This is a genomic window from Streptomyces sp. NPDC047072 (assembly GCF_040643855.1).
Lineage (GTDB): Bacteria > Actinomycetota > Actinomycetes > Streptomycetales > Streptomycetaceae > Streptomyces.
This window is the reverse complement of sequence record NZ_JBEYVC010000003.1, coordinates 3698-21205: the sequence shown is the minus strand read 5'-3', so window position 1 is coordinate 21205 and position 17508 is coordinate 3698. Positions and strand designations below refer to the sequence as shown.

The 17508-nt window shown below is 70.2% G+C and carries 15 protein-coding genes, 1 tRNA gene and 1 pseudogene; 5 read left to right on the top strand and 12 right to left on the bottom strand.

Going from position 1 to position 17508, the window contains the following annotated elements; all coding sequences use genetic code 11:
• Positions 1 to 152, top strand: a pseudogene (locus tag ABZ896_RS01895) (glyoxalase); the annotation flags it as partial.
• A 55-nt stretch (positions 153 to 207) separates the two neighbouring features.
• Positions 208 to 381 carry a CsbD family protein gene (locus ABZ896_RS01890; RefSeq protein ID WP_360920306.1) on the top strand — a complete coding sequence of 58 codons (174 nt, stop codon included), beginning with the start codon at positions 208 to 210 and terminating at the stop codon, positions 379 to 381.
• A gap of 142 nt (positions 382 to 523) precedes the next feature.
• On the opposite strand, the gene ABZ896_RS01885 is transcribed toward ABZ896_RS01890, so the two are convergent.
• Positions 524 to 1201 (bottom strand): TetR/AcrR family transcriptional regulator, encoded by a 678-nt coding sequence (locus ABZ896_RS01885; protein WP_360920303.1) that lies wholly within the window; start codon positions 1199 to 1201, stop codon positions 524 to 526.
• Positions 1198 to 2208: a fatty acid desaturase gene (locus ABZ896_RS01880; RefSeq protein ID WP_360920298.1), complete on the bottom strand. Its 1011-nt coding sequence runs from the start codon at positions 2206 to 2208 to the stop codon at positions 1198 to 1200. The genes ABZ896_RS01885 and ABZ896_RS01880 overlap by 4 nt, the downstream gene beginning before the upstream one ends.
• Positions 2209 to 2429: 221 nt before the next feature.
• On the opposite strand from ABZ896_RS01880, the gene ppc reads away from it, so the two are divergent.
• Positions 2430 to 5159 (top strand): phosphoenolpyruvate carboxylase, encoded by a 2730-nt coding sequence (gene ppc / locus ABZ896_RS01875; RefSeq protein WP_360920295.1) that lies wholly within the window; start codon positions 2430 to 2432, stop codon positions 5157 to 5159.
• Between the two features lie 55 nt (positions 5160 to 5214).
• Here ppc and ABZ896_RS01870 read toward each other — a convergent pair whose 3' ends face one another.
• The 8 genes from ABZ896_RS01870 to ABZ896_RS01835 form a co-directional block, all read right to left on the bottom strand.
• Positions 5215 to 5898, bottom strand: a complete 684-nt coding sequence (locus tag ABZ896_RS01870) for an LPXTG cell wall anchor domain-containing protein (RefSeq protein ID WP_360920292.1) — start codon at positions 5896 to 5898, stop codon at positions 5215 to 5217.
• 137 nt (positions 5899 to 6035) lie between these two features.
• Complete coding sequence (locus ABZ896_RS01865; protein ID WP_360920289.1) at positions 6036 to 6536, bottom strand: hypothetical protein; 501 nt, start codon at positions 6534 to 6536, stop codon at positions 6036 to 6038.
• A gap of 54 nt (positions 6537 to 6590) precedes the next feature.
• Positions 6591 to 7193, bottom strand: coding sequence for an aminoacyl-tRNA hydrolase (gene pth, locus ABZ896_RS01860; RefSeq protein ID WP_360920286.1), 603 nt, complete (start codon positions 7191 to 7193; stop codon positions 6591 to 6593).
• A 173-nt stretch (positions 7194 to 7366) separates the two neighbouring features.
• Positions 7367 to 7960, bottom strand: coding sequence for a 50S ribosomal protein L25/general stress protein Ctc (locus tag ABZ896_RS01855; protein WP_360920282.1), 594 nt, complete (start codon positions 7958 to 7960; stop codon positions 7367 to 7369).
• A gap of 208 nt (positions 7961 to 8168) precedes the next feature.
• A complete protein-coding gene (locus ABZ896_RS01850; RefSeq protein ID WP_360920279.1) occupies positions 8169 to 9149 on the bottom strand; it encodes a ribose-phosphate diphosphokinase in 981 nt (326 codons plus the stop codon).
• 78 nt (positions 9150 to 9227) lie between these two features.
• The gene (glmU, locus tag ABZ896_RS01845; protein ID WP_360920277.1) at positions 9228 to 10676 is read right to left on the bottom strand and encodes a bifunctional UDP-N-acetylglucosamine diphosphorylase/glucosamine-1-phosphate N-acetyltransferase GlmU; all 1449 of its coding nucleotides are present in this window, start codon (positions 10674 to 10676) and stop codon (positions 9228 to 9230) included.
• Positions 10677 to 10789: 113 nt separating this feature from the next.
• Positions 10790 to 10862 (bottom strand) — tRNA-Gln (locus tag ABZ896_RS01840).
• A gap of 15 nt (positions 10863 to 10877) precedes the next feature.
• Positions 10878 to 11738, bottom strand: coding sequence for a hypothetical protein (locus tag ABZ896_RS01835; RefSeq protein ID WP_360920275.1), 861 nt, complete (start codon positions 11736 to 11738; stop codon positions 10878 to 10880).
• Between the two features lie 168 nt (positions 11739 to 11906).
• Between ABZ896_RS01835 and ABZ896_RS01830 the strand changes: the two genes are divergently transcribed.
• Complete coding sequence (locus ABZ896_RS01830) at positions 11907 to 13211, top strand: histidine kinase (RefSeq protein WP_360920272.1); 1305 nt, start codon at positions 11907 to 11909, stop codon at positions 13209 to 13211.
• A 176-nt stretch (positions 13212 to 13387) separates the two neighbouring features.
• Here ABZ896_RS01830 and ABZ896_RS01825 read toward each other — a convergent pair whose 3' ends face one another.
• Together ABZ896_RS01825 and ABZ896_RS01820 are read right to left on the bottom strand one after the other, a co-directional pair.
• Positions 13388 to 13882, bottom strand: a complete 495-nt coding sequence (locus ABZ896_RS01825) for an SUKH-3 domain-containing protein (RefSeq protein ID WP_360920713.1) — start codon at positions 13880 to 13882, stop codon at positions 13388 to 13390.
• A gap of 119 nt (positions 13883 to 14001) precedes the next feature.
• Entirely contained in the window at positions 14002 to 14595 is a 594-nt protein-coding gene (locus ABZ896_RS01820; RefSeq protein ID WP_360920270.1) for a YwqJ-related putative deaminase, read from the bottom strand.
• A 345-nt stretch (positions 14596 to 14940) separates the two neighbouring features.
• Between ABZ896_RS01820 and ABZ896_RS01815 the strand changes: the two genes are divergently transcribed.
• Positions 14941 to 15966: an SMI1/KNR4 family protein gene (locus ABZ896_RS01815; protein WP_360920267.1), complete on the top strand. Its 1026-nt coding sequence runs from the start codon at positions 14941 to 14943 to the stop codon at positions 15964 to 15966.
• The last annotated feature ends 1542 nt before the right edge of the window (positions 15967 to 17508 follow it).

The following is a 17508-nucleotide window of genomic DNA, read 5'->3' as shown; positions in this document are numbered from 1 at the left end:
GGGTCACGGGCATCGAGGCGTACGCGGCCCGGCTGGAGGCGGGCGGGGCGCCGGTGCACCGGGACGGGGACCTGCCGGGGCACCGCCGCTTCTACTCCTACGACCCGGTCGGCAACCGACTGGAGTTCCTGGAGCCCGTTTCATCCCCGTAGGGCCGGATACCCGGTGCCGTGACACCGGAGTCCGCACTGACTTGAGGTGATAACGGTGGCGAAGGACCAGAAGGCCAAGGCCAAGAAGGAACAGGCCAAGGGCAAGGCCAAGGAGGCCATGGGCCGCGCGGTCGGCAACGAGCGCATGGAGGCCGAGGGCCGCATGGGGCAGTCCAAGGGCGACGCCCGCCAGGCCAAGGAGAAGACGAAGGACACCTTCAAGCACTGACGGTACGTAAACGGACGGCCTGTGCGCCCTCGCGGTGCACGGGCCGTCGTACGGCCCGAGTACGTCTCAGGGGGAGCGCCGTCGTCGCGGCCGCAGACCCGGCAGACCGTCTCCGGCAGCTCCGCCACCCGTCCTGGCCCCCTCAGCTCTTGCGGCGCCCTATCAGCCGCGGCTTCGCCTCCAGGCCGTCCAGGCCGTGCCAGGCCAGGTTGACCAGGTGGGCCGCGACCTCCGCCTTCTTGGGGCGGCGGACGTCGAGCCACCACTGGCCGGTCAGGGCGACCATGCCGACCAGGGCCTGGGCGTAGAGGGGGGCCAGTTTGGGGTCGAAGCCGCGTCGCTTGAACTCGCGGCCCAGGATGTCCTCCACCTGCGTCGCGATGTCGGAGATCAGCGAGGCGAAGGAGCCCGTGGACTGCGGGATGGGGGAGTCGCGGACCAGGATGCGGAAGCCGTCCGTGTACTCCTCGATGTAGTCGAGGAGCGCGAACGCCGCCTGCTCGCAGAGCTCCCGGGGGTGGCCCGCCGTCAGGGAACTCGTCACCATGTCCAGCAGCCGCCGCATCTCACGGTCGACCACCACCGCGTACAGCCCCTCCTTGCCCCCGAAGTGCTCGTACACCACCGGCTTGGAGACGCCCGCCTTCGCGGCGATCTCCTCCACCGACGTCGCCTCGAAGCCCTTCGCCGCGAAGAGGGTCCGACCGATCTCCAGCAACTGGGCCCGGCGCTCGGCGCCCGTCATCCGGGTGCGCCGGGCACGCCGCGGCTTCACTTCGTCGCTGGGGGTGCTCGAGTCGGTCGCCACGGCGTCCATCATGCCGCCTCGGCGGCCTCCTTCCGGCGCCGGGAGCCGTCCCCGTCCGTATTCCGGCGGGAATCGATACGCGAGCGTGACGGCCAGCGCACGTCGTACGCCCACCCGAGCATCTCGAACCAGCGGATGATCCGCGCCGAGGAGTCCACCTGCCCGCGCATCACGCCGTGCCGCGCGGACGTCGGGTCGGCGTGGTGCAGGTTGTGCCAGGACTCACCGCAGGACAGCACCGCCAGCCACCACACGTTGCCCGAGCGGTCCCGCGACTTGAAGGGCCGCTTGCCGACCGCGTGGCAGATCGAGTTGATCGACCAGGTCACATGGTGCAGGAGGCAGACGCGGACCAGCGAGCCCCAGAAGAAGCCGGTGAACGCGCCCCACCACGACATCGTCACCAGACCGCCGATCAGCGCCGGCAGTGCGAGCGAGAGCATCGTCCAGTAGATGAACTGCCGGGAGATCGTCCGGATCGCCCTGTCCTTGATCAGATCCGGCGCGTACTTGTCCTGCGGGGTCTGCTCCTCGTCGAACATCCAGCCGATGTGCGCCCACCACAGGCCCTTCATCAGCGCCGGGACCGTCTCCCCGAACCGCCACGGCGAGTGGGGGTCGCCCTCGGCGTCGGAGAACTTGTGGTGCTTGCGGTGGTCGGCCACCCAGCGCACCAGCGGACCCTCGACCGCCATCGACCCCATGATCGCCAGCGCGATCCTGAGCGGCCGCCTCGCCTTGAAGGAGCCGTGGGTGAAGTAGCGGTGGAAGCCGATCGTGATGCCGTGGCAGCCGAGGTAGTAGAAGAAGACGAGAAGGCCGAGGTCGAGCCAGCTCACGCCCCAGCCCCACGCCAGCGGCACCGCCGCGAGCAGCGCCAGGAACGGAACGGTGATGAACAGCAGCAGGGTGATCTGCTCGAGCGAGCGCTTCTGCTCACCACCCAGGGTGGCGGAGGGCAGGGGGGTGTCGACAGCCGCCTTCGAAGGGTCTTCGATCACGTCGGAGCTTGTGGTCATGCGCGTCCCCTGTGGGGTCGAGGGTGGGGAAAGTGACCGGGTAACCGTTCCTACGGTCCCGTAACCTACGGCATCGTAAGTATGGCAGGGGGAGACGCCTGGGCAAGAGCCCGACCACCTGCGTCGCAGCGCGACACCTATCCTTGTGTCGGTCGGACAGCGCGGTCCGTTCTGATTTCTTCCCTCCCGGACGAGCTTCAACACTGCAAGGAGCCGCACCTGTGAGCAGTGCCGACGACCAGACCACCACGAGCAGTGAGCTGCGCGCCGACATCCGCCGCCTCGGCGACCTCCTCGGCGAGGCCCTCGTCCGCCAGGAGGGCCCCGAGCTGCTGGAACTCGTGGAGAAGGTCCGCCGCCTCACCCGAGAGGACGGCGAGGCCGCCGCCGAGCTGCTGCGCGGCACCGAGCTGGAGACCGCCGCCAAGCTGGTGCGCGCCTTCTCCACCTACTTCCACCTCGCCAACGTCACCGAGCAGGTCCACCGCGGCCGCGAACTGCGGGCCCGGCGCGCCGCCGAGGGCGGCCTCCTCGCCCGTACGGCCGACCGCCTCAAGGACGCCGACCCCGAGCACCTGCGCCAGACCGTCGCCAACCTCAACGTCCGCCCGGTCTTCACCGCGCACCCCACCGAGGCCGCCCGCCGCTCCGTCCTCAACAAGCTGCGCCGCATCGCCGCCCTCCTGGAGACCCCGGTCATCGAGGCCGACCGGCGCCGCTACGACACCCGGCTGGCCGAGAACATCGACCTGGTCTGGCAGACCGACGAGCTGCGGGTCGTACGCCCCGAGCCCGCCGACGAGGCCCGCAACGCCATCTACTACCTCGACGAACTGCACGCCGGCGCCGTCGGCGACGTCCTGGAAGACCTCACCGCCGAGCTGGAGCGCGTTGGCGTCACCCTCCCCGACGCCACCCGCCCCCTCACCTTCGGCACCTGGATCGGCGGCGACCGCGACGGCAACCCCAACGTCACCCCCCAGGTCACCTGGGACGTCCTGATCCTCCAGCACGAGCACGGCATCAACGACGCCCTGGAGATGATCGACGAGCTCAGAGGCTTCCTCTCCAACTCCATCCGCTACACCGGCGCCACCGAGGAACTCCTGGACTCCCTCAAGGCAGACCTGGAGCGGCTCCCCGAGATCAGCCCCCGCTACAAGCGCCTCAACGCCGAGGAGCCGTACCGCCTCAAGGCCACCTGCATCCGGCAGAAGCTGGAGAACACCAAGACCCGCCTGGCCAGGGGCATCCCGCACGAGGACGGCCGCGACTACCTCGGCACCGGCGAGCTGCTCGCCGACCTCACCCTCATCCAGACCTCGCTGCGGGAGCACCGCGGCGGCCTCTTCGCCGACGGCCGGATGAACCGCACCATCCGCACCCTGGCCGCCTTCGGCCTCCAGCTCGCCACCATGGACGTCCGCGAGCACGCCGACGCCCACCACCACGCCCTCGGCCAGCTCTTCGACCGGCTCGGCGAGGAGTCCTGGCGCTACGTCGACATGCCTCGCGAGTACCGCGCCAAGCTGCTGGCGAAGGAGCTGCGCTCCCGCAGGCCGCTGGCGCCCACCCCGGCTCCGGTGGACGCGGCCGGCGAGAAGACCCTCGGCGTCTTCCAGACCGTCAGGCGGGCCCTGGAGGTCTTCGGGCCCGAGGTCGTCGAGTCGTACATCATCTCGATGTGCCAGGGCGCCGACGACGTCTTCGCGGCCGCCGTGCTGGCCCGCGAGACCGGCCTCCTCGACCTGCACGCGGGCTGGGCGAAGATCGGCATCGTGCCGCTCCTGGAGACCACCGACGAGCTCAAGGCCGCCGACACCATCCTGGAGGAGATGCTCTCCGACCCGTCGTACCGGCGTCTGGTCGCGCTCCGGGGCGATGTCCAGGAGGTCATGCTCGGCTACTCGGACTCCTCCAAGTTCGGCGGCATCACCACTTCGCAGTGGGAGATCCACCGCGCCCAGCGGCGCCTGCGTGACGTCGCCCACCGCTACGGCGTGCGCCTGCGCCTCTTCCACGGCCGCGGCGGCACCGTCGGCCGCGGTGGCGGCCCCTCGCACGACGCGATCCTCGCCCAGCCCTGGGGCACCCTGGAGGGCGAGATCAAGGTGACCGAGCAGGGCGAGGTCATCTCCGACAAGTACCTCGTCCCGTCGCTGGCCCGCGAGAACCTCGAACTGACCGTCGCGGCAACCCTCCAGGCCTCCGCCCTGCACACCGCCCCCCGCCAGTCCGACGAGGCGCTGGCCCGCTGGGACGCGGCGATGGACGTGGTGAGCGACGCTGCCCACGCGGCCTACCGCCGGCTCGTCGAGGACCCGGACCTGCCGACGTACTTCCTCGCCTCGACCCCGGTGGACCAGCTCGCCGACCTGCACCTCGGCTCACGGCCCTCCCGCCGCCCCGGCTCCGGCGTCTCCCTCGACGGACTGCGCGCCATCCCGTGGGTGTTCGGCTGGACCCAGTCCCGCCAGATCGTCCCGGGCTGGTTCGGCGTCGGCTCCGGCCTCAAGGCGCTGCGCGAGGCGGGCCTGGACACCGTCCTCGACGAGATGCACGAACAGTGGCACTTCTTCCGGAACTTCATCTCCAACGTCGAGATGACCCTCGCGAAGACCGACCTCAGGATCGCCGCCCACTACGTCGACACCCTCGTACCGGACGAACTCAAGCACGTCTTCGACGTCATCAGGGCCGAGCACGAGCTGACCGTCGCCGAGGTCCTGCGCGTCACCGGCGAGTCCGAACTCCTCGACGCCACCCCGGTGTTGAAGCAGACCTTCGCCATCCGCGACGCCTACCTGGACCCGATCTCCTACCTCCAGGTGACGCTCCTCAAGCGCCAGCGCGACGCGGCCGCAGCGGGCGAGCCCGCCGACCCGCTCCTCGCCCGCGCCCTGCTGCTCACCGTCAACGGCGTGGCGGCGGGCCTGCGCAACACGGGCTGAGCCCGGTCATGGAAGTGCCCCCGGGATCCAATCCCGGGGGCACTTTTGTCGTACGTCAGGCCCGGCGCCGCCGGACCACCAGGTAACCGCCCGCCGCCACCAGCGCGGCCGCGAGCCCGGAGAGCAGCCCGACCGGGGCGCTGCTGCCGGTCTCGGCGAGGTCACCGGAACCGCCCTGGGCGGACGCGGATGCGGAGGCGGAGACAGCGGCGGACGCCGACGGGGAAGCCTCGGCACCCGGAGTGGCCGACTCGGTGGATCCCGGGGTCGTGGAGGCGGGCGCCGACGGGGTGGCCGTAGAGCCGCCGGACCCGCCCTCGCCACCCTGGTCGTCCTCGCAGTCCGTCCAGAACACCTTGTGCTTGGCGGCGCCCTTCTCACCCTCGAAGTTCCAGAACAGCTTGTAGTGCCCGTCCGGCAGGGACAGGTCCTCGGTACGGCCGTGGCCGTCGGCGTCCAGCGTGATCTCGCCGGACTTCACGGTCTCGCCCTTGACGTCGGCCGTGGGCGCCCAGGCCTCGATGTGCCAGTCCACCTCCTGGACCGCGTCGAAGCCGAAGGCGTCGAGGTAGAAGGTGCAGACGTGCGGCTCGTTCTTGCGGAGCTCTTCGCCGGTGGTGGCGTCGTGGATTTTCACGGTGCCGTTGTCGCCGGGCGCGGTCGCGTGCGCGGCCGGGGCGACGAGGAAGGCCGCTGCGGCGACGGCGGACAGGACGCCGGCGCGGTTGAGGGTACGCATGGGGCAGTTATCCATCTTCGAGAGTGAACGGGAAGATGTGGAGGGGGCGGCTCAGCTTGCGGCTGTGACTGACCTCTGGTCAATCACGAACAGACAACACTCATGTCCTCCACAGAAAAAGAGAACGCCGAACCCTCTCAGACCGTCACGAAAGCAGCCGTGAGCAGAACGACCCCCGAGCCCGCCATGACCCACGCGAGCCGCGTCCGGCGCAGCCCGCCCGCCACCACGACGGAGGCCAGCAGCAGCGCCCCGCCCAACGGCACCCAGGAGTACAGGACTCCGGACGGCCCCGACCGTACGACCTCGTCGGTACCGGGCTTGACCACGACCGCGTAGGCCTGCCCCTTCTTCACGGCCACGCTCTGGTGGATGACCACCCGCGCCCGCGCCGTCGACCCGTGCGAGACCGGCGTGTACGGGCCGCTGCACTCCTCGGCCGCACACCGCGCCACCTCGACCGTGCCCTGCTCACGCCCCTTGGTGAGCATCACGTACTGGGCGCTGCCCCAGGACGCCCACACCCCGGCGACCAGGATCACCAGCGCGACCGCCCCCATGGCGGCGAGCCGCCCGAAGCGCAGGGCGGCGGCCGAGGTCTGACGGGAGCCCTTGCGGGCCGCGGTGGTGGCAGGCATGGCGGGGATCATTGGCCATCGCCTTGCTCAAAGTCAATGTCGGCTGGGAGGCGACTAGGAGTTGTACGTGCTCTGCGCCCGCTCCAGACCCTCGGTCACCAGCGCCTCCACCGCGTCGGCCGCCCGGTCCACGAAGTAGTCCAGCTCCTTGCGCTCGCTCGACGCGAAGTCCTTCAGCACGAAGTCCGCGACCTGCATACGGCCCGGAGGGCGCCCGATCCCGAACCGCACCCGGTGGTAGTCCGCGCCGAACGCCTTCGTCATCGACTTCAGCCCGTTGTGGCCGTTGTCCCCGCCACCCAGCTTCAGCCGCAGCACGCCGTAGTCGATGTCCAGCTCGTCATGGATCGCCACGATGTTCGCGACCGGCACCTTGTAGAAGTCCTTGAGCGCGTTCACCGGCCCACCGGACAGGTTCATGAACGACATCGGCTTCACCAGGATCACCCGCCGGTTGGCCGGCCCGGGCGGACCGATCCGCCCCTCCACGACCTGCGCCTGCGCCTTCCCGGCCCGCTTGAACCGGCCCCCGGTCCGCGCGGCCAGCAGATCGGCCACCATGAAGCCGACATTGTGCCGGTTGCCGGCGTACTCGGCCCCGGGGTTGCCGAGCCCGACGATCAGCCAGGGCGCGTTGGCGGGGGTGGTCACGTCCATCTCTCCTCTGTACATGCCGCAGCCGCCGCCCCCGGAAAAACAACAGGGGCGGCGGCTGAGCGTATATCGCTACCGCTGTGGGCGGTCGTTCCGCACGGCGGAACGGGTGGGCACAGCCTGCGGCGCCGGGCGCCTTCGAAGCGGCGCCACGACAGCCACGGCCGAGCCGCCGGTCAGGCCTCCGCGGCCTCGTCGCCCTCGGCCTCGCCCTCCGGGGCCTCCTCGGCCTGCGCGGCCAGGACCTGGAGGACGACGGTGTCGCCCTCGACGGCCAGCGTGGTGCCGTTCGGGAGCTTGATGTCCTTGGCGAGGACGGAGGCACCGGCCTCCAGGCCCTCGACGGAGACCGTGACGGACTCGGGGATGTGGGTGGCCTCGGCCTCGACCGGAAGCGCGTTGAGCACGTGCTCCAGCAGGTTGCCGCCGGCGGCCAGCTCGCCCTCGGCGTGCACCGGGATCTCGACGGTGACCTTCTCGCCGCGCTTCACGAGAAGCAGGTCGACGTGCTCCAGGAAGCCCTTGATCGGGTCGCGCTGCACGGACTTCGGGATCGCCAGCTCGTTGGTCTTGCCGTCGATGTCCAGGGAGATCAGGACGTTCGACGTACGCAGGGCGAGCAGCAGCTCGTGGCCCGGAAGGGTCAGGTGCAGCGGGTCGGAACCGTGACCGTAGAGAACACCGGGAACCTTGGCGTCACGGCGGATACGGCGGGCGGCACCCTTGCCGAACTCGGAACGGGTCTCGGCGGAGATCTTGACCTCGGACATGCGGATCACTCCTCGTAGAAATAGCGACGGACGTGGTCACCCGGCCACGAACGGCCTGCTACGAAGAGCGCGTCGATAACGGATCGCCGTATCCATGGATACGGCCTCCCTCGCCGAGCAACTTGCGCAGTCTACTCGGCGGGGGAGGCCATAGAAAAATCGATCATGCAGAAGCGTTTTTACAGCTCACCGCACGCTCACCGCACGCTCACTGCTCGTCGAAGAGGCTCGTCACCGACCCGTCCTCGAACACCTCACGCACCGCACTCGCGATCGTCGGCGCGATCGACAGCACCTTGATCTTGTCCAGGTCATGAGCCAGCTCACCCGGTGTCGGCAGCGTGTTCGTGAACACGAACTCGCTCACCCGGGAGTTCTTCAGCCGGTCCGCCGCGGGACCCGAGAGCACACCGTGCGTCGCAGTGACGATGACGTCCTCCGCACCGTGCGCGAACAACGCGTCCGCCGCGGCGCAGATGGTGCCACCGGTGTCGATCATGTCGTCGACCAGGACACACACGCGGCCCTTGACCTCACCCACGACCTCGTGGACGGTCACCTGGTTCGCCACGTCCTTGTCCCGCCGCTTGTGCACGATCGCCAGCGGCGCGCCCAGCCGGTCGCACCAGCGGTCCGCGACCCGCACCCGGCCCGCGTCCGGCGAGACCACCGTCAGCTTCGCCCGGTCGGTCTTCCGGCCCACGTAGTCCGCCAGCAGCGGCAGCGCGAACAGGTGGTCGACGGGGCCGTCGAAGAAGCCCTGGATCTGGTCGGTGTGCAGATCGACGGTCAGGATGCGGTCCGCACCCGCCGTCTTCATCAGGTCCGCGATCAGCCGCGCCGAGATCGGCTCACGACCACGGTGCTTCTTGTCCTGCCGCGCATAGCCGTAGAACGGCACGATCACGGTGATCGAACGCGCCGACGCACGCTTCAGGGCGTCGATCATGATCAACTGCTCCATGATCCACTGGTTGATCGGAGCCGTGTGGCTCTGGATCACGAAGCAGTCCGCACCGCGCGCCGACTCCTGGTAACGGACGTAGATCTCGCCGTTCGCGAAGTCGAAGGCCTTCGTCGGGACGACCCCGACACCCAGCTGCTGGGCGACCTCCTCGGCAAGCTCGGGGTGGGCGCGGCCGGAGAAGAACATCATCTTCTTCTCGCCGGTCGTCTTGATCCCGGTCACAGCACTGTCTCCTCAGAGGTATCTACAGCGGGGTGTGCACTTATCACGGTACGACGACTCTGGCGCACCTGTTTCCGGTCAGCTCTCGCGCTCCTGCTGGCCAGAGGCCGCCTCGGCAGCCTTCGCCGCCGCGCTCCCCGGCCGCTTCCGCGCCACCCAGCCCTCGATATTCCGCTGCTGGCCACGGGCCACGGCCAGCGAACCGGGCGGCACATCCTTCGTGATCACGGACCCGGCGGCGGTGTACGCACCGTCCCCGACCGTGACAGGAGCCACAAACATGTTGTCCGAACCCGTACGACAGTGCGACCCGACGGTCGTGTGATGCTTGTCCTGCCCGTCGTAGTTCACGAACACGCTCGCCGCACCGATGTTGGTGTACTCACCGATCGTCGCGTCCCCCACGTAGGAGAGATGCGGCACCTTCGTGCCCTCCCCGATCGACGCGTTCTTCGTCTCGACGTACGTCCCGATCTTGCCCTTCGCACCCAGCCGGGTACCGGGACGGAGATAGGCGTACGGCCCCACGGACGCACCGGCGCCGACATGCGCACCGTCGGCCACGGTGTTGTCGACCCGGGCCCCGGACTCGACGACCGTGTTCGTGAGACGGCTGTTGGGACCCACCTCGGCGCCCTCGCCGACATGCGTCTCACCGTGCAACTGCGTACCCGGATGCACGACCGCGTCCTGGCCGAAAGTCACCGCCATGTCGATCCACGTCGTCGCCGGATCGATGACCGTCACCCCCGAGAGCATGGCCGCGGTCAGCAACCGGTCGTTGAGAATCCTGCGCGCCTCGCTCAACTGCACACGGTTGTTGATCCCCGCGATCTCCCGGTGATCGCCGGCCACACACGCCCCCACCCGATGCCCGGCCTCCCGCAGGATCCCCAGCACATCGGTGAGGTACTCCTCGCCCTGCGAGTTGTCCGTCCGCACCTTCTTGAGCGCATCGGCGAGGAGTTGCCCGTCGAACGCGAACACCCCGGAGTTGATCTCCCGGATCGCCCGCTGCGCCTCCGAGGCGTCCTTGTGCTCCACGATCGCCGTCACGGCACCCGAGAAGTCGTCCCGCACGATCCGGCCGTAACCGGTCGCGTCCGGCACCTCGGCGGTGAGAACGGTGACGGCGTTCCCGTCACCGGAGTGCGTGGCGGCAAGGGCGTTGAGGGTGGCGCCGGTGAGCAGCGGGGTGTCCCCGCACACGACGACGACAGTCCCGTCGACGGCCCCGCCCAACTCCTCCAGAGCCATCCGTACGGCGTGCCCGGTGCCGTTCTGCTGCGCCTGGACCGCGGTCCGTACGTCCTGGTCGATCTCACCGAGATGCGCGACGACCTTCTCCCGCGCGTGCCCGACGACCACGACGAGGTTCTCGGGGTCCAACTCCCGCGAGGCGGCGAGTACATGCCCTACAAGACTGCGGCCACAGATCTCATGCATGACCTTCGGTGTGGCCGACTTCATACGGGTGCCCTCACCCGCTGCGAGAACGACGACGGCTGCCGGGCGAATGGCGCTCACGGGATGCCCTTCGGCTGTGGAGAGGGTGGGGTGACATCCGCAGGATACCGGGGCGTTTCATGGGGGACATGAGAGCGGGCCCTGACAGTGCTGTCAGGGCCCGAACCTTGTTGCTCCGCCAGCTGGATTCGAACCAGCACTACAGGGCTTCAAAGGCCCGCGGGCTACCAGTTACCCCATGGCGGATGGCTGCGTCCGACCTTACCTGAGTCGTGCTGGCGCCTGAGCCACCATTCCCTTCCACCAGCCTTCGATCTGGCGGTACAGCTCCGCGCCCTGCGCAACCCGGATCACCAGGCAACCTCGGTAGTCGTCGCCGACGTTCTTGCGCACGGTCTTGGGATTGTGTTTCTTGATCGTCGTCTTCTGGAAGCCGGAGACGTCGACGCCCACCAGGTCTGCCCAGTAGCGCTTGGCTCTCTCCACGTCGGCCGTCATGTGGATCATCACCCGGTACGCCAGGCGCTCGGACTCCACACCAAGCAGGTCGAGCCATGCGAGATAGACCTGGATCACGCCCGGATCGCTGTTGACGAAGAGGACGTTCTCTCGTCGGTCGTACGACTTGTCCTTGGAGCCCTCAGCCCAGTAGAGGGCGATGCCCGCGACGAACAAGTCGCGGTCGGACATTTCGCCGAACTGTTCGGTCGCCGCCGCCTTGGTCTTCTGTCGTGCTTCGTCCCGTACAGCCAGTTCGTGCTCCCATCGCTTCCGTGCTGCGAGCTTCGCCTGCTCTGAGGGATCGCGGCGCTCGGGCTTCGGCAGGTCCCGTACCCACAGTGAGATCGAGCTCTTCGAGCAGCCCAGCTCCACCTGGATCTGGTCGTACGTCCAGCCCTGGAGGCGGAGTTCCCTTGCTCGGTGCCGTAGGTCGTCCTTGGCGTTCGGGCGTTTGGTCCACTCCGGAGGCGGCTCGCCCTCCAGGAGGCGGTTGAGGATGTCGTTGTTGTCGACGTGCAGGTGGTCGCGGATCTGTCGGCGGCTGAGGCCGGACCGGCGCAACGCCACCGCCCGCTCCCGCAACCCCTCGAAGTCCGCGTACTTGCCAGGTGGATGTGCCATGCGCATACCGTCTGGGCGGAATGCGACCTTCCGGAGTCGAACAGTGTGTGATTCAGCAGTTCGAGGGATATCGGATGTTTTTGCTATCGATCGGTCACCGCGCGTGGTGTAGGCCTGTCGGAGAAAGTCGACGGAAATCCGGCGGCGACCGATCGTAGGCTGGGAGGCATGACCACGACGGGGGAAGACTCCACCAGGGCGCCTCAGGGGCCGTGGTGGTGGGAGCGGTGGCGTAGCGCGGCCTTGGACATCGGGCTCGCGGCGGCCTCCGCGGTGGAGTGTGCGTTCGAAGGGATCCGGTTCGCGCACGACGCCGGGATCCCCACCCCCGTCGGCATCGTCTTCGGCGTTCTCGCCGGCTCCGTACTGCTCGTCCGCCGCCAGTGGCCGATCGCCGTAGTTCTCGTCTCCATCGCGATCACTCCGGCCCAGATGGGCTACCTGATGGGCATCGTCGGTCTCTACACCCTCGCCGCGTCCGAACTGCCCCGCCGCATCATCGGTTCCCTCGCCGGTATGTCCCTCGTCGGGATGCTGATCGTGATGTTCGTGCGGGTCCGGCAGGACATGGCGCACGGCACCTGGGACCTGGGCGACTGGTTCGTGCCGTTCGCGTCGATCACGACGGCGATCGGGATGACCGCGCCGCCGTTGCTGCTGGGACTGTACGTGGGGGCCCGGCGGCGGCTGATGGAGAGTCTCCGGGAGCGCGCCGACAGTCTGGAGCGGGAGTTGCAACTGCTCGCCGAGCGCGCGGAGGAGCGCGCGGAGTGGGCGCGGAACGAGGAGCGGACGCGGATCGCGCGGGAGATGCATGACGTGGTCGCGCATCGGGTGAGTCTGATGGTGGTGCATGCGGCGGCGCTGCAGGCGGTCGCGCGCAAGGATCCCGAGAAGGCCGTGAAGAATGCCGCGCTGGTGGGGGACATGGGGCGGCAGGCGCTGACCGAGTTGCGGGAGATGCTCGGGGTGCTGCGCAGTGCGGACAACGCGGCGCGGGCGGAGCGGTCGTTGCCGTTGGCGGCGGTGGGCGTGGCCGCGGCGGCCGCGGCGTCGCGGGCGGTGGAGGACGCGGAGGGGCCGTGTCTGGACGATCTGGACGCGCTGATCGGGCAGTCGGCGGCGACGGGGATGGTCGTGGCGCTGTCGATCGAGGGAGATGTGCGGTCGTATGCGGCGGAGATCGAGCAGACGGCGTTCCGGGTGGTGCAGGAGGCGTTGACGAACGTCCACAAGCACGCGGCGGGTGCGAAGACGTACGTACGGCTGGCGCACCGGGTGTCGGAGATCGCGATGCAGGTGGAGAACGAGCCGCCGCCGGAGGTGCCGTCCCAGGCGCCGGCGCGGTTGCCGTCCGGCGGCAACGGCCTGGTGGGGATGAAGGAGCGGGTCGCCGCGCTGGGCGGGGTGTTCGTGTCGGGACCGACGGACGCGGGGGGTTTCCGGGTGTCGGCGGTGATTCCGGCGGCGTAGTCCTCGTCAGCCCGCGGTGATTCCGGCGGCGTAGGGGTTGGTGGGCGGCGGTCTGGCTCGCGCCCTGGACTGATCGGCGACGGTCTCGCGCGCTCCCGGCCCCGGTGGGCGTCTGTCTTGCGTGGCGTCCGTCCTGCGCTGTGTCTGGCCCGCCAGGTGTCCGTCTCGCCCGGCCGCTATCCCGCGGTGAGCCGTGCCGGTTCGATGCCTGAGACCAGCGCTGCCAGGGCCTGGTCGATGTCGGGGCCGAGGTACCAGTCGCCGGTGTGGTCGAGGGCGTAGACGCGGCCCTCGGTGTCGATGGCGAGGAGTGCCTGGGTGTCGGTCTCGGCGCCGAGGGGGCTGACCTCGGTGTCGAGGGCGCGGCCGAGGTCGACGAGGGTGCGGGCCATGTGGAGGCCGTGCAGCGGGTCGAGGTGGAGGTGGACGGGGGCGACCTGGCGGCCGGGGCCCGCGGGGGTGAGGTGCAGGGCGCCGAATTCGGCCCAGGCCTCGACGGCGGCCGGGAACACGCTGTGCCGGTGTCCGCCGGGTGAGGTGTGTTCGCGCAGGGCGTCGGCCCAGATCTCGGCCTGCTTTATGTCCCAGCGTCCGGGCTGCCAGCCGGCGGCGCGCAGGGCGGCGTCGACGGGGGCGGGGAAGCGGGTGGTCGAGGTGCGGTCGGGGTGCATCGGCCCTTCGATCGTCGAGGTCAGGGATCGGCGCCGGCGGGCGGCGCTGTCGTACAGAGGTGTTGCCATGGGGCGTACGGGAGTTGCCGTACGTATGTGAGAAGGGGGATGCGCGGCGGTCAGCTCTCGGTTGCGGTCGGGTCCACGATGCGGACGCCGAAGTGGGCGCTGAGGGCCGCGCAGGCGCGGCAGGGCGCGGCGAAGCTGCCGTGCAGGGGGTCGCCGTCCTCGCGGATGCGGCGGGTGGTGAGCTTGGCCTGCTTGAGGGCCTTGCGGGCCTCGCCGTTGGTCATCGGCCTGCGGGCGGCGCGCTTGCTGCGGGCGGCGTCGGCGGCGGCGATGTGGCGGGATATGAGCATGGTCTCGGCGCAGCGGCCGGTGAAGCGGTCGCGCTGGCCGCTGGTGAGGGTGTCGAGGAAGTCCTGGACGAGCGGGTGCAGGGGTGGTGCCTGGTCGCCGCGGGCGGCGGTGCCGGTGAGGGTCTCGCCGCGGACGGAGAGGGCGGCGGCGACGGTCGGGAGTATGCCGTCGCGGCGCTCCAGCAGGGCGGGTGTGTGCAGGGCTTCGGTGCTGCTCCAGCCGATGCGCGGGTCGCCGCCGCCGAGGCGGGGGTCGGCGCCCGGGCCGGCGGGTGTGCCGGTGTACGGGTCGTGGTGCGGTCCTCTGAGCGGTCCCGTCGGCGTCCCGGCCGTCGTCGCTTTCATGATCATCATCCCCTCCGAGCATCCCCCCGGATGTCACAGATTGCCAAATGGCGTGGCTGCCGCGAAAGCTGGGGCGGCGCGACACGCCCGGGTTTGGGCAGGCTGTCACGGCGGGGTGACGGCTGGTCACGGAAGCGGAGGGGCGCTGACCGGCGCCCGGTGACCGGTGTCGTCGTACCGCATAGGCTGTTCGCACCGCGATCCGTGTGGTCGCCGCGGGGTGCTCAGGTGAACCCTCGCGTGCGGTTGACGCGTGGAGAGGGACGAGACAGTCGATACGGCGTGTGGTGGCCCGGCCGAGTGGCCGAGGGGGTCGCCGCGGGTCGTACCAGAGCGCCGCAGGGGGCTTTCGCCATGACGACAGGTCGGCTCGGGCCGGCGGCACCGGACAGCCGCCGGGCCGGGGGACGGGCCGCGCCGCCGAACGCGGCCTACGCCGGGCAGGTCGTGCACTTCCCGGATCCGGTCCGGGCGGCCCGGCACCCCCGGGGGGTGCGGGTGGACGAGCATGGCTACCCCGACTTCTCGCCCTACGCGCGCGCGGCGGCGGAGATCGCCGAGCCGCCGGAGGGGTTCGGTGTCGACGAACTGCGGCTGACGGACTACGTGTCGGCGAACGCGGCGCTGGCGGCGACCGGTCACGAGCTGTGGGACACGGTGTCGGCGGTGGCGACCCCGCACGGCTGGACGTGGCACCACGTGCTCGACTCGCGGCGTCTTGAGCTGATTCCGGTCGAGGTGAAGGCGTTGCTGCGGCACCACGGCGGGATCGCGTCGGCGGGGGTCGACCAGAACAAGCGCGGGACGCGGCCGTTGCAGGAGACGCGTCCGGCGCACTTCGGGCTGCCCAAGTCGGCGGTGGCGGTGACCGAGTCGCAGGTGCAGGGGGTCGAGGAGGACCTCGGCTACCGACTGCCGGGCGCCTACCGGTCGTTCCTCAAGGCGGCGGGTGGCTGTGCGCCCGTCGGGGCCGCGCTGGACGCGGAGTTGGGGCTGCTGGTGGACCAGCCGTTCTTCACGGTGCGGGACGAGGCGGCGGTCAACGACCTCGTCTACGTCAACAAGTGTCTGCGCGACCATCTGACCAAGGACTACCTGGGCGTCGGGTTCGTGCAGGGCGGGCTGCTGGCCGTGAAGGTCAAGGGGGAGCGGATCGGTTCGGTGTGGTTCTGCGCGTACGACGACGCGCGCGACGTCGATCCCTCGCTGGCGCCGGCCGAGCGGGTCTCCCGTCTGCTGTTGCCGTGCGGCGAGGACTTCGACGTGTTCCTGTCCCGACTCGCGGGCAATCCGCCGGAGTTGGAGACGGTGGCGAACCTCATGGTGGACGGCGGGTTCGCCCGTTCTGTCCCCGTGTCTTCTTCCGTGGTTGGGGAGTGAGCTTCGGCGATGGTGACGTTCGCGCAGGCGCAGGAGCGCGCGGAAGAGTGGATCAACGGGGACGTGCCGTCGTACCAGCACCGTGAGGTGCGGGTACGGGAGTTCGGGCTCGGGTTCGTGGTGTGGGCCGAGGACCGTGCGGACGGGCCGCGTTCGGACGGTGGCGCCCAGCGGCTGGTGCTCGCCCGGGACAGCGGGGAGGCCACGCTGTGGCCCGCGCTGCCGGTGGGGGAGGTGATCCGCCGGTACGAGGAGGAGTACGGCCGCGAGGACGACGTCTCGGATGCGGTACCGGGGCCTGCGGCGGCTCGGGTGGACCTCAACCAGACGTCGTTTCTTCTGACTCCGCCGGAGTGGTTGCAGGACGCGGCGGACAAGTTGGGGATTCCGGGGCGGGGTTCCGGGGCGGGGGCGGGGGCGGGGGATTCGGCGGCGAGTGGTGCTGTTGGGTCGGCCGGGTCGGGGTCCAGTGGTGCTGTCGGGGCAGCTGGCTCGGGGGCCAGTGGTGCTGTTGGGTCGGCTGGCCCGGCGTCGGGTGGTTCTGTCGGGTCGGGATCGGTTGAGGGCGCGGGGGCGTCCGGTGGGGTGCGGGACCGGGTGTCCGAGGTGGCTGCCGGGGCGACTCCCTGGACCGGGACCGACACGAACGGCGGGGAGGACCTGTCCGTGGCCCTCCCCGACACGGTGACGGCGTCACCGCTGAGCGGCCCCGACGAGGAGCCCTCGACACCTGCGGACGCGGAGACGGAGCTGATGCCCGGGGGGAGCGCGCTGCCGCCGACAGCTGAGGCACCGGCCCTGGACGACCCGAACGCGCCGGGGACGAGGGAGGACGCGCTGGGGCGGAGCGGTTCGGACACACCGGGGCGGCCTTCGGTGGGGGGCGGTGGGGCGTCGTACGGCTATCCGCAGGGGCTTGGCGGACCGGGTGGAGTGGGTGGACCGGGTGGACTGGGTGGACTGGGTGGGCCCGGTGGATCCGCGGGTCCGGGTGGGCCGGGGGCGGACGTGACGCCTTCGTCGGGTGGGCCGGGGGCGGACGTGACGCCTTCGTCGGGTGGACCGGGTTCGGACGTGACGCCTTCGTCCGGTGCGCCGTCGTACGGCTATCCGCAAGGGGCCGGGGTGCCGGGTGCGGCGTCTTCCGGAGGGTCCGGGCCGGAGTCCGTGCGGGGTGGCGGGGACATCGTCGACTCCGCCACCAGCAAGCTGTCGCCTTCGGCGGGACGCGGGCGGGGTGGAGCCGCGGCTTCGTCTCCGGCGCCGGGGGGTTCTGGGGAGGGCGCGTCTTCGTACGGCTATCCGCAGGGGACGGGGGGTGCTTCGGGTACGCCGCCTCTGCCGGGGGCTCCGGGGGCGGGTGCGTCTTCGTATGGGTATCCGCACGGGGTGGGTGGTGGTTCGGGTACGTCGGCTCCGGCGCCCGGTGTGGGTACGCCGTCTCTGCCGGGGGCTCCGGGGGCGGGTGCGTCTTCGTATGGGTATCCGCACGGGGTGGGTGGTGGTTCGGGTACGTCGGCTCCGGCGCCCGGTGTGGGTACG

Coding starts and splice junctions, on each gene's coding strand:
- ABZ896_RS01885 (WP_360920303.1), bottom strand. CDS start 1,201: ATGATGGACGCCGTGGCGACCGACTCGAGCACCCCCAGCGACGAAGTG.
- ABZ896_RS01865 (WP_360920289.1), bottom strand. CDS start 6,536: ATGCCTGCCACCACCGCGGCCCGCAAGGGCTCCCGTCAGACCTCGGCC.
- pth (WP_360920286.1), bottom strand. CDS start 7,193: ATGGACGTGACCACCCCCGCCAACGCGCCCTGGCTGATCGTCGGGCTC.
- ABZ896_RS01815 (WP_360920267.1), top strand. CDS start 14,941: ATGACGACAGGTCGGCTCGGGCCGGCGGCACCGGACAGCCGCCGGGCC.
- ABZ896_RS01830 (WP_360920272.1), top strand. CDS start 11,907: ATGACCACGACGGGGGAAGACTCCACCAGGGCGCCTCAGGGGCCGTGG.
- ABZ896_RS01855 (WP_360920282.1), bottom strand. CDS start 7,960: ATGTCCGAGGTCAAGATCTCCGCCGAGACCCGTTCCGAGTTCGGCAAG.
- ABZ896_RS01825 (WP_360920713.1), bottom strand. CDS start 13,882: ATGCACCCCGACCGCACCTCGACCACCCGCTTCCCCGCCCCCGTCGAC.
- ABZ896_RS01835 (WP_360920275.1), bottom strand. CDS start 11,738: ATGGCACATCCACCTGGCAAGTACGCGGACTTCGAGGGGTTGCGGGAG.
- ABZ896_RS01820 (WP_360920270.1), bottom strand. CDS start 14,595: ATGATGATCATGAAAGCGACGACGGCCGGGACGCCGACGGGACCGCTC.
- ABZ896_RS01880 (WP_360920298.1), bottom strand. CDS start 2,208: ATGACCACAAGCTCCGACGTGATCGAAGACCCTTCGAAGGCGGCTGTC.
- ABZ896_RS01870 (WP_360920292.1), bottom strand. CDS start 5,898: ATGCGTACCCTCAACCGCGCCGGCGTCCTGTCCGCCGTCGCCGCAGCG.